17 protein-coding genes and 1 pseudogene are annotated in these 12,943 nt (G+C 70.3%); 3 read left to right on the top strand and 15 right to left on the bottom strand.

The features are described from left to right. Positions 1-6: 6 nt before the first annotated feature. Positions 7-1,155 (bottom strand): FAD-binding protein, encoded by a 1,149-nt coding sequence (locus tag IEY73_RS25720; protein ID WP_189081891.1) that lies wholly within the window; start codon positions 1,153-1,155, stop codon positions 7-9. A 112-nt stretch (positions 1,156-1,267) separates the two neighbouring features. Between IEY73_RS25720 and IEY73_RS25715 the strand changes: the two genes are divergently transcribed. Next, the gene (locus tag IEY73_RS25715; protein WP_189081890.1) at positions 1,268-1,831 is read left to right on the top strand and encodes a phosphatase PAP2 family protein; all 564 of its coding nucleotides are present in this window, start codon (positions 1,268-1,270) and stop codon (positions 1,829-1,831) included. Here the strand turns inward: IEY73_RS25715 and IEY73_RS25710 are convergent. Beyond that, positions 1,722-2,987 carry an MFS transporter gene (locus tag IEY73_RS25710; RefSeq protein ID WP_189081889.1) on the bottom strand — a complete coding sequence of 422 codons (1,266 nt, stop codon included), beginning with the start codon at positions 2,985-2,987 and terminating at the stop codon, positions 1,722-1,724. The two genes, IEY73_RS25715 and IEY73_RS25710, sit on opposite strands and share 110 nt — an antisense overlap. A 168-nt stretch (positions 2,988-3,155) precedes the next feature. Between IEY73_RS25710 and IEY73_RS33765 the strand changes: the two genes are divergently transcribed. After that, positions 3,156-3,542 carry a copper resistance CopC family protein gene (locus tag IEY73_RS33765; RefSeq protein WP_229716157.1) on the top strand — a complete coding sequence of 129 codons (387 nt, stop codon included), beginning with the start codon at positions 3,156-3,158 and terminating at the stop codon, positions 3,540-3,542. A 63-nt stretch (positions 3,543-3,605) separates the two neighbouring features. Further along, positions 3,606-3,818: pseudogene (locus IEY73_RS33760) on the top strand (CopD family protein); the annotation flags it as partial. Between the two features lie 28 nt (positions 3,819-3,846). Here the strand turns inward: IEY73_RS33760 and IEY73_RS25700 are convergent. The 13 genes from IEY73_RS25700 to IEY73_RS25640 form a co-directional block, all read right to left on the bottom strand. Continuing rightward, positions 3,847-5,010 carry a sensor histidine kinase gene (locus tag IEY73_RS25700; protein ID WP_189081888.1) on the bottom strand — a complete coding sequence of 388 codons (1,164 nt, stop codon included), beginning with the start codon at positions 5,008-5,010 and terminating at the stop codon, positions 3,847-3,849. A gap of 47 nt (positions 5,011-5,057) precedes the next feature. Further along, positions 5,058-5,783 (bottom strand): response regulator, encoded by a 726-nt coding sequence (locus IEY73_RS25695; protein WP_189081887.1) that lies wholly within the window; start codon positions 5,781-5,783, stop codon positions 5,058-5,060. Positions 5,784-5,785: 2 nt separating this feature from the next. Further along, positions 5,786-6,508 (bottom strand): hypothetical protein, encoded by a 723-nt coding sequence (locus IEY73_RS33755; RefSeq protein ID WP_229716155.1) that lies wholly within the window; start codon positions 6,506-6,508, stop codon positions 5,786-5,788. Continuing rightward, positions 6,508-6,813 carry an SHOCT domain-containing protein gene (locus IEY73_RS25685; protein WP_229716154.1) on the bottom strand — a complete coding sequence of 102 codons (306 nt, stop codon included), beginning with the start codon at positions 6,811-6,813 and terminating at the stop codon, positions 6,508-6,510. The genes IEY73_RS33755 and IEY73_RS25685 overlap by 1 nt, the downstream gene beginning before the upstream one ends. A gap of 117 nt (positions 6,814-6,930) precedes the next feature. After that, positions 6,931-7,479, bottom strand: a complete 549-nt coding sequence (locus tag IEY73_RS25680; RefSeq protein ID WP_189081886.1) for a hypothetical protein — start codon at positions 7,477-7,479, stop codon at positions 6,931-6,933. Positions 7,480-7,495: 16 nt separating this feature from the next. Continuing rightward, complete coding sequence (locus tag IEY73_RS25675; RefSeq protein ID WP_189081885.1) at positions 7,496-8,038, bottom strand: GNAT family N-acetyltransferase; 543 nt, start codon at positions 8,036-8,038, stop codon at positions 7,496-7,498. Between the two features lie 107 nt (positions 8,039-8,145). Beyond that, positions 8,146-8,505 (bottom strand): ArsR/SmtB family transcription factor, encoded by a 360-nt coding sequence (locus IEY73_RS25670; protein ID WP_189081884.1) that lies wholly within the window; start codon positions 8,503-8,505, stop codon positions 8,146-8,148. Positions 8,506-8,510: 5 nt separating this feature from the next. Beyond that, a complete protein-coding gene (locus IEY73_RS25665; RefSeq protein WP_189081883.1) occupies positions 8,511-8,942 on the bottom strand; it encodes an SRPBCC family protein in 432 nt (143 codons plus the stop codon). 95 nt (positions 8,943-9,037) lie between these two features. Then, on the bottom strand, positions 9,038-9,409 hold the full coding sequence (locus IEY73_RS25660; protein WP_189081882.1) for a rhodanese-like domain-containing protein: 372 nt from the start codon (positions 9,407-9,409) through the stop codon (positions 9,038-9,040). A 3-nt stretch (positions 9,410-9,412) separates the two neighbouring features. After that, on the bottom strand, positions 9,413-9,730 hold the full coding sequence (locus IEY73_RS25655; RefSeq protein ID WP_189081881.1) for a rhodanese-like domain-containing protein: 318 nt from the start codon (positions 9,728-9,730) through the stop codon (positions 9,413-9,415). A 70-nt stretch (positions 9,731-9,800) separates the two neighbouring features. Beyond that, positions 9,801-11,186 (bottom strand): MBL fold metallo-hydrolase, encoded by a 1,386-nt coding sequence (locus tag IEY73_RS25650; RefSeq protein WP_189081880.1) that lies wholly within the window; start codon positions 11,184-11,186, stop codon positions 9,801-9,803. A gap of 166 nt (positions 11,187-11,352) precedes the next feature. Next, on the bottom strand, positions 11,353-11,625 hold the full coding sequence (locus tag IEY73_RS25645; protein ID WP_189081879.1) for a metal-sensitive transcriptional regulator: 273 nt from the start codon (positions 11,623-11,625) through the stop codon (positions 11,353-11,355). Positions 11,626-11,701: 76 nt separating this feature from the next. Beyond that, on the bottom strand, positions 11,702-12,904 hold the full coding sequence (locus IEY73_RS25640) for an NAD(P)/FAD-dependent oxidoreductase (protein WP_189081878.1): 1,203 nt from the start codon (positions 12,902-12,904) through the stop codon (positions 11,702-11,704). Positions 12,905-12,943: the final 39 nt, after the last annotated feature.

Below are 12,943 nucleotides of genomic sequence, written 5' to 3'. Positions count from 1 at the left end.
TCCAACCTACGTGCTGGGGGCGTTCGCCGCTCCGCCGTTGCCGCCGAACAGACGGAGACGGCGAGCCAGGTCGCTGGACATCACCCGGTCCGGGTCGAGTAACGCTCGCTCGGTCCGCCACCGGGGCAGCTCCGGGTACATGGTGTCGAGCAGATCGGGCCGTAACCGGGAGCCCTCGGCCAGGCATGCCCGTCCACCGGACGCGGCGACGCGTTCGTCCAGGTGGTCGAGCAGTGGCGCGAGGGCAGGATCGGCCGGAAAGTCGAGGGCGAGGCTCCACCCCGGGATCGGGAACGAGAGGAATCCGCCACCGAACCCGCCGAATACCTTCAGCACCGCCAGCGTCGCCGGGTGCCCCGCCTGGCGAGTCGCCGCGAGCGCCTCCGCCAGGACTACCTCGGCGCCGAACGGCACGACGAACTGGTGCTGCACCAGGCCGCGTGCGGCGGGCCGGGGCGGGACCGCGTGCGGCGGGAAGAGCACCTGCGGGAGACTCGATCGCCGCCGTGGACGCAACCGGGCCCGCAGCACCCGGGCGTGGTCGGCGGGCCCAGCCACCGGGGCCGACGAGATCCGCCGGTGCACCCGCCGTACGCCCGAGGCCGACCGGCCGACATCTCGCGGTGCGAGCCGCGCCGGGCAGGTCGGCTGCGCGGCGGTGACCACGCCTCCTCCGGTGCGGCTTCCGGCCCGGCGGGTATCGATCCATCCCACGGCGTACGGGTGATGATCGGCCGCCGCTCGCAACCGCTCCAGCATGGCCTCCAGGTCGGCGGCGGGCGTGTCGGTGCAGGTGAGGTCCCAGGAGGTCAGCGGGGCCAGCCGCAACCGGGCCGATCGGATGAGGCCGGTGAGCCCGAGACCGCCGACCGTCGCGCGAAACGCCTCCGGTTCGATCCGCGGTCCCATCGTGACGACCCCCCGCGCCGGGGTGTGCACGGTCATCTCCCGCACGTGATCGCCGAACGTCCCCCATCGCACGTGGTTCTTGCCGTGCACGTCCGCGGCGATCGCGTCGCCGACGGTGGTCCGGGCGGCGCCGGGCACCACGGGAAGCGTCCAACCGCACGGGGCGAGCGCCCGCACCAGCGTTCCCAACGGCACGCCGGCGTCGGCGACGACGGTGTCGCCCTCGATCCGAAACCGGGCGTCCATGCGAATCTCCTCACCTACGGCTGGTCCGCAGGCTGCTCGTCCGGTGCTGAAGATCTGCTGAATGGCACCGCATTTCAGCGGGTTTTCAGCACCGCCGGACCATCGTGCGCCGGTGAACTACGAGTTGTTCCGCGTGATCAACGACCTCGCCGGCCGCTGGGGAGCGGTGGATCAGACCATGCGTCTCGCCGCCACCGTCCTGATCTATCCGCTGTTCGCCGCCGCCGGCGTCGCGATTCTCCGCGCGCTGTGGCAACGGCGATTCCGCCGGATCATCGACGTCGGCCTCACGCTGACCTTCGCGTACGGCATGGCGGCCCTTCTGCATCACCTCAGCCGTCAACGGCGGCCGTTCCAGACCCACGTGGTGCACCAGCTCATCCCCCATGACCCCGGTGTGTCGATGCCCAGCGACCACGCGGTCGCCGCGCTGACCGTGGGCCTCGCCGTGTTCGTTTTCCTCAGTCGACGGGTCGGCGCGGCGCTTCTGGTGGTCGCGATGGTGATCGGCTTCTCCCGGGTGTGGGCCGGGGTGCACTATCCGGGCGACATCCTCGCCGCGGCGGTCATCGCGGTGCTGGCGACCGTGGAGGTTTGGGTGTTCGAGCGCCGGGTATCCGATCTGCGTCCGCGGGCAGCACTCGCCGGGGCCGCAGGGCCGCGCCCGCCACGCTGAGCGCCGCCCACGCGCAGAACACGCCGGTGGGGTTGGCCGCCCCGATCAACGCACCCACGACGGGAGCGCCAGCCGCCTGCCCGGCGGCGAGGGTGAAGAACGAGAGGCCGACTCCCAGCGACGTGCGATCGGGATACAGACGGGTGCTCCAGATCAGGGCGCATCCGGTCAGCCCGATGTAGGAAGCCCCGAACACAGCGGCAGCGAGCAGCACGAGCAGCATCGCGGCCGAACCCAGCGTGAACAGCGCGGTCGCGGCGCCCATGGCGACCATCAGGACCGCCCAGGCCACTGGAAGCCCCACACGTCGGATGAGGTCACCCCCGAACGCGCCGAGGACTCCGGACGCTCCGAGCGCGATCCACACCGCAGCCGAGATGGTGGTGTTGCCCTCCGCCTGGCGGTCAACCAGCTCGCGGCCGAAGGTCCACACCGCGATGCTGCCCAGACCCATGACGAACGATGCGATGACGAGCATGGCGGTTCCGGGGACCAGCCGCATGCCACGGCCGGAACCGGGCTCGCCGGGCTGCACCTCCGGCCGGTTCGGCCCGGACGGCGCCGGGATCGCCCAAGCCACCCACCCGGTCACCAGCGCGGCGATGACGGCGAAGGTGCCCCAGGCCCACCGCCAGTCCGCGAGCAACACCAGAGCCGTCGGCCCGGAGATCAGCACCCCGAGTCCGGTCCCGGCGTTGACGATGGTCTGCGCACGGTCCCGACTGCTCTGCCGCACCCACCGGGCGACGGCCGCGGCCATCGGTGGGGAGGCGATGCCGGTGCTGGATCCGGCCACCACGATGCCCGCGGCCAGCACCGGCGCCGACGGTGCGACGGCAACCGTGGCGATGCCCAGAGGCGCGGTCAGTCCGGCGAGCACCGCCACCCGCCGCGGCCCGTATCGGGGCGTGATCAACAGACTCGCCACGATCGCCACGCAATAGCCCACATAGCTGCCCGCCCCGATGACCCCGGAGAGCGTCGAGCCGATCGCGAACTCGGCCTGAAAGTCCGGGGCGAACAGCCCGTACGCGAAGCGGGCGAGGCCATAACAGGTGCCGATCAGGGCCGCTCCGGCGCCGACCATCGCCCATCGGGGGCCGGATGCCGAGGGCGCCGACTCGTCCGCAGGAGGTGTGGTCTTGGCCGTGGTCATCGGCTCCCCCGGATGCGATGGGCATGCGGTCTACCGATGGCTACGCTACGAGCCGGCTTCCTCCACGACAAACGCACGGACGCCGCCGCGTCCGCTCTCGGGCGATGGTGTCGACGTGGTCTCTAGGGTTGACTGCCTGGTCGTCCGCCCGGGAAGGGGTTAAGTGGAATGCTGCACCGGTTCAGGTTTGCGCTGCTGCTGGTTGTGGCGGCACTGGGGCTGGTGGTGATGCCGGCGTCCCCGGCGTCGGCGCACTTCGACCTGGCGAAGTCCAAACCGGCGAACGGCGCGACGGTGTCGGGTCCGTTGACCGAGATCCGCCTGGTGTTCACTCGGGTGGGCGAGCCGGTCGGCTCGGGCTTCGAGTTCTTCGACGACACCGGTCGATCGGTGCCCGCCGTCGCCGATACTCCGGACGACGGGACGACCTGGGTGGTGCGGCCGCAGACCGATATCGCCTCGGGAGAGGTGGGCCTGGCCTGGAAGCTCGCTGCACCGGACGGGCATCCGAAATCCGGCACCATCACGGTGACGGTCGCTCCGCCATCACGGTGACGGTCGCTCCGCCATCACGGTGACGGTCGCTCCGCCGGTACCGGCCTCACCGAGTCCACCCCATGGGGCCGGATGCTGCTGGTGAAACTCGCCCTGGTGACCGCGGTCGCCGCGATGGGCTTGTACAACAACAGCCGGCTCGTTCCGGCACTCGAACACGGCCGGGTCACGCAGCCGGACCCGGCACGTCGACTGCGCCGGGCGGTGACCGTCGAAGCGGTGCTGATGGTCGCCGTCATGCTGGTGACCGGGCTCCTGGTCGGCTCGGCCACCTGACCAGAGTGTCCGACCAAGACGTGCCGCGCTACCGGTCGGTGCCGGATCGGCGAGGCGTGGTGGCGGGGAGCGTGACGGTGAAGGTGGCGCCTTCGCCGGGACCTGCGGAGTGCGCGGTGACGTTCCCGTGATGGGCTCGGATGATCGCCTGTGTGATGGTCAGACCGATGCCGGATCCGTGTCGGCCGGGACCGTGGCCGGGTGGGGCGGCGGAGTGCCCGCGGGCCGGATCGGTGCGGTAGAAGCGCTCGAACAGGTGGGCGGCCCGGTCCGGCGGGAATCCCTCACCGGTGTCGACGACGGTCACCCGGGCCGGACCGCCGTCGGGCCAGTCGGTGGTGACGGTTACGACGCCGCCGGGCGGCGTGTGCCGCAGCGCGTTGTCCAGCAGGTTCATCAGCGCTTCGACCAGGCGGTCGTGGTCCACGGTGACGGTCGGGCCCGGCTCGTCGGCGGATGTCCGCAGGTCGACGTCGGCCGCCTGGTAGCGCGGGCGCAGCGCGTTGGCGGCGCGGCGGGCCAGGTCCGCCAGGCGGGCAGGCTGCGGGTGCAGGGCGAGTTGGCGCTCCTCGGCGCGCGAGACCGACTCCAGATCGGTGGACAGCCGGCGCAGCCTGGATGCCTGGTCGGCGAGGGTGGTCAGGGTCTCCTCGTCGACGGGCAGGACGCCGTCGGTGATCGCCTCGACGGTTGCCTCCAGCGCGGCGATCGGGGTGCGCAACTCGTGGCCGAGGTCGGCGAGCAGCCTCCGTCGGGTCTGTTCGGAGGTGGCCAGTTTGCGGCCGAGCTGGTTGACCGCGCGGGTCAAGGCGGCGAATTCCGGGCCTAGGCGCGGATCGGCCAGATCGGTGTCGTAGTTGCCGTCCGCGATGCGGGTGGTGGCGGCGGCCAGACCGGCGACCGGAGCGGCGAGCCGGCGGGCGATGAGCCAGGCGATCAGTCCGGCGGCGATGATGGCGACGGTGATCGCGGCCGTCAGGGAGATAAGCGTGGCCTGGGTGAAGGCGCGGTCGACGTGAGTCAGCACGCCGGGGGTGAGATCCACCGCTCCGGATCGGCGCAGATGCGTGTCGAAGGCGGTCGGTGCGATCAGCAGCGCGACGGCCAGCAAGGTGCCGGCCCCGGCGCAGACCACCAGCGCCAAGGCGGCGAACAGCCGGGACGGCAGTCCGAGGCGCTCCAGTCGTGCCATCGGCCATCGCCGGACGAGACCGGCGCCGCGCCGGGCCGACGTGCCGGTCATCCCGGGCCCATCCGGTAACCGATGCCTCGTACCGTACGGATGTAGCGCGGGTCGGCGGGATCGTCGTCGAGCTTGCGGCGGGCGTGTCCGACGTGGATGTCGACCAGGTGTTCGTCACCGATCCAATCGGTGCCCCACACCGCATCGATGAGCTGACGACGCGAGAACACCTGCCGTGGCCGGGCGGCGAGTGTGGCCAGCACGTCGAACTCGGTGCGCGTCAGGTCGACGAGCCGGTCGTCGATGCGGACCTCCCGTGCGGCGGGGTCCACGGTGAGCGACCCGATGCGCCGGATGCCTCCGGTCGGCGCGGCGTCTCCGGCGGTCGCGGCACTGCGCGGCCGGCGCAGCATGGTGCGGATGCGCGCCACCAACTCGCGCGGGCTGAACGGCTTGGTCAGGTAGTCGTCGGCGCCCACGGACAACCCGATGAGCTTGTCGACCTCGTCGGCTCGGGCGGTCAGCATGATCACGTATGCGTCGGTGAAGGTGCGCAGCCGGCGGCACACCTCGATCCCGTCGATGCCGGGCAACATCAGATCCAGGACGACCACGTCGGGCGCTGCGGTCCGGGCTGCCGTCAGTGCGGATTCACCGTCGCCGACGGCGGCGACGGTGAATCCCTCCCGCTGCAGATAGCCCGACACGGCCCGGACCAGCGCGGGCTCATCGTCCACGACGAGCGCTCGCACCGGTGCCGGCGGCGCGGCATCGACATCCACGGCTACTCTCCGGTCATCGCGATGAAGGTGCCGTGCCACGTGTGATACCAGGCCGCACCGCTGACTGAGTTGATCGACATCATGCCGACGATCGACTCCCCCTTGAGGGTGTGCAGGGTGTAATAGCCGGGAAAGGCCATCGGTTCACCGGCGGTCAGACCGGCGTGCCGGCCGTCCAGCCACGCCTGCGCGTCGACGGTCGCCTGCTTGGCGGAGACCCGGGCCGCCACCTCCGCCCTGGGGTGCATGCCGTAGCGGGTGTTCCACATCATCGCCGGACCGTACTCGATGCTCACCGCCCCGGTGCCCGGATCGATCAGCACCTCGGTCGCACCCCGGCCGTCTGCGGACAACAGCTCGCTGTAGTAACCGTTGGAGAACTGCATCACCTCACCCGCGCGGAGCCCGTCACCGAGCTGGTCGGCGAACGCCTGCGCCCGTGCTCTCGCTGCGGCCATCGTGGTCACCGTGCTGCCGTCGCCCGGCAGCCCGTACCGGCCATCGGTCTGCCAGGTTCCGGCGTTCCCGGAGCCCATCATCCCGCCGGCCATGCCACCCATTCTCTCCGGACCGGCGCCCGCGGGTGCGGCGTTGGCGAAGCCCGCCTGCCGCGGCGGGTCCGCGGAATGCCGGCCCACGCCGACGCCCACCGCGATCGCGCTGCCCGTCAACGCCACCACCGCGGCCACCAGGGCCGCCATCAGCCAACCCCGCCGTGCGCTCATCATTTCGTCCCCCTCGCCTGCACGAGAGCGGCCCGCTGTTCCCGGTACGTGTCGACGTCGATCTCGCCCCGCGCGAAGCGCCGATCCAGGATGTCCTCCGGCGCATCCTCCCGGGCGCCGCCCTGTGCCGAGACGTCATGCTTCGCGCTCGGCAGCAGCCGCACCACCAGGACCACGATCACCACGATCAGCAGCAGCCAGAACAGCCCCATGGCAAGCCAGCCGACCCAGCCCATTCCTCCGCCGTACCAGCCCATCATCACCGCGCTCCCTTCCGCCGGATCCCGGTCCACCGGAACCGGCACTCGCGGTCGAATCCATCCGGTCCGACCACATTCCAGGCTGCCTGGCCGCGATGAGGTTTCCCCCGGTACGTTGACGAAGATTCGACGAAGACCGCGCGGGTATGCGGATCCCGAGGGTCAGGAGCCCGCCGGCGACTGCGCGCGGGACCGGCAGGTGTCGCAGCGATCCCGGTCCGTCCAGTCCGGACGCGACAGCTCCTGCGGGGTGATTTCCGGCTCGCCCAGGTCGCTGCGGATGGTGAGCCGGAAACGCCAGAGCGCCTCCGCGAACCGGTGGTAGGCATCGTGGTACTCGGCCGAGTCCCGCCCCGAGCCGGCGCGTACCGCGTCGCGTACGTCGATCAACGCCTGGAAGGCCGACTCTCCCGCCGCAAGTTGGCCCGCGGTGCCGGTGACCAGCAACTGCTCACGTGCGACGTACACCGGTGTCACCGCTTCGCTTGTCGCGACGCGCCGCTGCGCCGAATCCTGTTCCGCCGCCGCGACAAGCCGCAACGCGCCCAGCGCGTCGACGAGTGCGACGGTGAACGCCACCCCTTGCCGTCGCCGCTCCTGCCGCCGGTCCCGATCCCGTCGGCTGTGGTCACGGCGCAGGTCCACCACCAGTGAACTGCCCAACGCGACCACAGCCCCGGCCACGGCGCTCAAGAGCGGTATCCAATTCATGCCGAGCATGATGGCATCAGGTGCCGGACAGGGCCTTGTGGTACACCAGGAAATCGCACTCGGTGGCCAGGTCACGGGCCAGCCGGGGATATGCGGTGGCGAAGTTCTCGGACCGGATCTGCCGATAACCGGCGCGGGTGTACCAGCCGAGGAGGAACTCCTTGAACGGATGCGTCCAGGAGTGCGGCACCAACAGCTCCAACTGCATCGTGCCGCAGCCTTGTGAGCGGGCCCAGTCCTCCGCGTAGGCGACCAGCCGGCGGCCGACGCCCGCGCCCCGCTGGTCCGGAGCCGCCACCAGCATGCCGAACTCGCCCTCGCCGGTGGGGAGGCGGCGCACCTGCACCAGGCCGACGATCCGCGTGCCGCGTCGCGCCGCGACGATTTCGCCGGCCCGGATCGCCGCCGTCATCTCCGTCGCCGAGATGCGCGTCGCCCCGTCCACCCAGAGGCCCTTTTCCGCGTCCGCGTAGACCTCGTTGACCAGATCGATCAGCTCCCGCACCAAAACGACGTCGTCGGCGTCCGTACGGGACAGGAAGGCGATGTCGACGGTCATGGATGCTTCCCCCGTGAGCGGCCGTGTGGCGTGGTCCGGCATCACGGTAGCCGGTCAACGCTGCAAGGGCTGTCTCGTCGTGCGCACCCGGCGGCCAGGGAGAGGCGTCAGGCCGTGCCGTCGTGGGGCGGGTCGACCGCCAGGTCGCGCAGGCGGGCGAGGGCTCCCGTCCAGTACGCCTCATATCGGGCCAGCCACGGCCCCAACGCCTGGGACATGGCGTCCGCGTCGATGGCATAGAGCTGGTTGCGTCCCTGTTTGGTCGCGGTGACCAGACCCGCCGCCCGCAGTGCCATCAGATGCTTGGAGATGCCCGAGGACACCAGGCCGGGGAAATGCCCGGCCAGCTCGCCGACCGTCAGCGTGCCATGGTCGGCGAGCAGGTCGAGGATCCGGCGACGTGTCGGGTCGGCCAGGACCCGGAACAGGTCGTCGGTGGTGGTCGTGGGCGCGTCGCGGTCCGCCATCGGAGTCAGGCGGCGACCGTCGTCACCGCGTCCGCCAGCCTCCGCAGCACCTGGTGCTTGTCGGCACCACGCTCATAGGCTTGCATCGTCTGTTCCCAGCCCGCCTTGCCGATGCCGGCGAAGCCGTCGTGGACCAGCCCCACCCGGGTGCCGGACGCGATGGGCTCCACCGTGATGACCAGCCGACCGGGATGCACCCAGCCGGCGTCCTCCTCCAGCCACGACAGCACCAGTCGTCCCTCCGGCACCAGCTCCAGCACCGTGCCGCTGATCCACGTCGTGCCGTCGCCGCCGGGCATCCGATAGGAGCCGCCGAGCCGCAGGTCGATTTCGATGTCCGGAGACAGCCAGCGGCGCAGCCCGTCCTGTGTGGACAGCCAGCGCCAAACGGAACTCGGCGGTGCGGGAATCTCCATGGAGCGTACGACCTCGGGCATGCCTTCTCCTCCAATGCCTTACCGCTTGGTAATCCATTACCGTACGGTAAGGCGTCGCCCGGGTCAAGGCCGGTCGGCGTGCGGATCGCCGGTCGTCAGGTGATCCGGCCCGGGCGTCCGCCCTTCGCCGCCACCGGCAGGCCGGCCGCCGCCCAGGCCCGCATTCCGCCCGTCACGTTGTGCACCTCGAAGCCGTCGGCGGCCAGCATCGTCGCGGCGCGGGCCGAGCGGGCGCCGGATCGGCACACGGTCACCAGCGGTCGGCCGACGGGCAACTCCTTGGCACGGCCGGGCAGTTGCCCGAGCGGGATGTGCCGGGCCTTCGGCGCGTGGCCGGCGCGCCACTCGTCGGGCTCGCGGACGTCCACCAGCACCGCGCCCGCATCCAGCAGTGCGCCCACTGCGGCCGGTGCGACCGACGCGTACGGCTTGCGGAAGATCTTGCGAAGCGATCCGGCGATGCCCATGGCTCAGTTGTCCGATCCGCTCACGACCGGCCGGCCGGAGCATCGCCAGCCGCCGGTCCCGCCGGCCACGGAGCGCGCGTCCAGGCCCGCCTGCGAGAGGCGTTGTGCGGCGGTGAGGCTCCGATTGCCGCTGGCGCAGATGATGTAAACCGGCTGATCCCTCGGCAGTTCCGCGATGTGCTCCGAGACCTGGCGCAACGGCATCAGCCGGGCGCCGGCGACGTGGCCGCCCGCGTACTCCTCCGGCTCTCGGACGTCGATGACCGTCGCCCCGCTGTTCAGCGCTGCGGCAAATGTTTCAAGGTCGACTTCGCTTACCACATCATCCTCCTCTGCCGAACGGTATACCCCCTAGGGTATACCGTTCGGCGTGCTTCCGGTGGTGGTGCCGTCAGGCGGTCGCCGGGCGAAGATCGGCCTGCCAGGCGTTGTAGCCGCCCAACAGGTCCGAGACATCGTCGCGACCGGCGTGACGCAGCAGGCTGGCGGCGACGGAGGAGCGATAGCCGCCGGCGCAGTGCGTCACGATCGGCCGGTCCCCGGCGACCTCGCCGATCCGGCGCGGGAGCTCGGCGAGCGGGATGTGCATCGAACCGGTGATCATTCCGCGTTCGCGTTCCCCGTCGTTGCGGACGTCGAGCACGATCGGTGGCCCCGACTGGTCGAGGGCTTGGCGCAACTGGGTGACCGTGAGACGGCTGGCCGGCACGATCTCGGCGACCATGTCGAGGAAGGCGCCCTCGGGCTCGCGCAGGTAACCGGTGACCCGGTCGAAGCCGATGCGGGCGAGCCGGATGACGATCTCCTCCTCGCGATCCTGCGGGGCGACGACCACGATCGGCGACGCGGGGTCGACGACGGTGCCCGCGGTTTCGGCGAAGCGGCCGTCGGCCGGGATGTTCAGGGCTCCGCGGACGTGTCCGGTCGCGTATTCCTGCGGATCGCGGGCGTCGATGACGACGGCGCCGTCGGCGCGGGCGGCCAGGAACTCCGCGGCGGTCAGCGGCCGGGCCGGCTGGTGCTGGTCGAACAGGTCGCGGGCCTTGCGGTTGAGCACCGCGTCGTACGCGAAATAGCCGGGCGCTGCGGGCTGCCCGCCGGTGACCAGGGTGAGGAACTGATCCTCGTCCATCGGCGCGCACGCGTAATTGGTGCGCCGTTGCTCGCCGATGGTGGACTGCCGCTCGGTGGACAGGTTCTTGCCGCATGCGGAACCCGCTCCGTGGGCGGGGAAGACGCGGACCTCGTCGGGCAGGGACATGAGCTTGCGTTGCACGCTGTCGTAAAGCATCCGGCCGAGTTCGTCGGCGGTGACGCCGAGGGACGCGAGCAGGTCCGGGCGGCCGACGTCGCCGATGAACAGCGCGTCACCGGTCATCACCCCGTACGGCACCGTGTCGTCGGCGTGCTCGAAGACCAGGATGCTGATCGACTCCGGGGTGTGCCCGGGCGTTTCCATGATCTGCAGGGTGACGTCGCCGAGGCTGATGCGCTCGCCGTCGGCGAGCTTGCGAATGGCGTACTCCGCCTGGGCGCGGTGTCCGTAGCCGATCCACGCGCCGGTGGCGGCGGCGACCTCAAGGTGCCCGGCGAGGAAGTCCGCATGGAAGTGCGTGTTGATCACGCCTTCGATGGTCAGATCGTGGGCCCGCGCATCGGCGAGGTATTCGTCGATGTCCCGGCGAGGGTCGACCAGGATCGCCCGCTTGGTGGTCTGGTCGGCGATCAGGTACGACGCCTGCGAGAGGCAGTCGAGGTAGTACTGCGTGAACAGCATCAATCCGTCTCCTTGTCCGGTTCGCACAGTCCGGTCCCCTCGGAAATACCGTACGGGGTATGTGGTCATCGGGAGGTCGATATCACCGGTTCGGGATGCGCCTGCCATATACCCCTGGGGGTATATGGCAGGCGCAATGCGGTGCTGGTGAGGGTTCCGCCGGTCGTCAGGCCAGCGAGAGGAAGAGTTTCTCCAGTTGGGCGACGTTGAGCTGGGGCTCCTCGCCGGACTCCTGTGCGGTGACGCACTCGCGCAGGCCGGTCGCGATGATCTTGAATCCGGCCCGGTCGAGGGCGCGGGAGACCGCGGCGAGCTGGGTGACGACGTCGGCGCAGTCGCGACCGTCCTCCAGCATCGCGATCACCCCACGGATCTGTCCCTCGGCGCGGCGCAGCCGCTTGATCACGTCGGTGAGCGCTTCGCCCTCGATCTCCACCATTGCCTCCCGTTGACCTGGCGATATACCCCCTAGGGTAGTTCGCCATCCGATCGGCGGCCATCGGCCGTACCACCGATCAGGGTAGGCTCACATGGCCTCCCTTCATCTTCCAGAGGTAGTACTTCTCGAAGGCGAGTTTGAACGCGTGGTTCTGCGGGCCGGGCACGAGCACGCCGTGCCGGCGCGGCGGCAGCATCTTGTCGGCCAGGATGAGCACGCCGTTGTTGCCCGCGTCCATGACACACACGGCCGGGATGTCGCCGAAGCTCTTGTGGCTCGCCGGCTCCTCGCCGCGGATCTGCGCCGCTACGTTCTTCGCCGCGACATGGGCCATCTGTTCGGTGGGCAGGCCGGTCTTGGGCACGCCCACCGGCGTGGGCGTGGTCCACGGCGCCTGCACCGCGGCGGCCAGCCCGACCGCGTAGATGTTCTCGTAGCGCTTGCTCTGGTAGGTGTCGCGGACCTCGACATAACCGCCCGCGTTGGTCAGGCCGTCGGTGCGGCGCAGGAAGTCCTGGCCGGTGAACGGCGGCACGATCATGGTGAACGCATACTTGATCTTGGTGCCGTCGGCGGTGACCACCGCCCCGTCTTCGATGGCGCTCATCGCCGTGTCCGTGCGGTAGGCGATGTTCTCCTTGCGCAGGAACATGCCGAGCAGTCGCTCACCGTGCGGAAGCCCGCCGATGCCGAAGTGGCCGAGGAACGGCTCGGCGGTCACGTACGTGATCTTGGCGCGCCGCTTGAGGCCGGCCTTGCGCAGTTGGTACGAGGTGTTGAAGAGGAATTCGTACGCGGCACCGAAGCAACTCGCGCCCTGGGTGGCGCCGATGACGATGTCGCCGGGTGCGTCCCGGAACCGTCGCCATGCCTCGCCGGTGTGGATGGCGCCGTCCAGCGAGGTGATCCAGTTCGAGTTCTCCCGCAGGCCCTCCACCGCGTCGAGGTTCTCCCGGGTTCCGGTGGCGATGATCAGATAGTCGTACGGGTGGACGTGGCCCGAGACGGTACGCACGGTCTTCGCCCGCGGGTCGATCAGGTCGGCGGCGTCCTGGATGAACTCCACGCCGGCGGCGTCGAACGTCGGCGCTACGGGGAAGGTGATGTCCGTGGGCGCCCGCTTGCCGAAGGGGAGCCAGATCAGCGACGGGTTGAACAGGAATCGATCGCGATCACTGAGCACCGTGACGTCGACGTCACCGTGCAGCTCCTGCTTCACTGCGATGGCAGCGGTCAGGCCACCGAAGTTTCCGCCGAGTACCAGCACCTTCGCTCGCATCTCATGGCCTCCTCAGTCGTCGATTCAAGATTACCCAGG

It is taken from the genome of Mangrovihabitans endophyticus (assembly GCF_014646155.1).
GTDB lineage: Bacteria > Actinomycetota > Actinomycetes > Mycobacteriales > Micromonosporaceae > Actinoplanes > Actinoplanes endophyticus.
The sequence above is the reverse complement of the archived record's forward strand: the minus strand, read 5'-3'. Positions and strand labels throughout refer to the sequence as shown.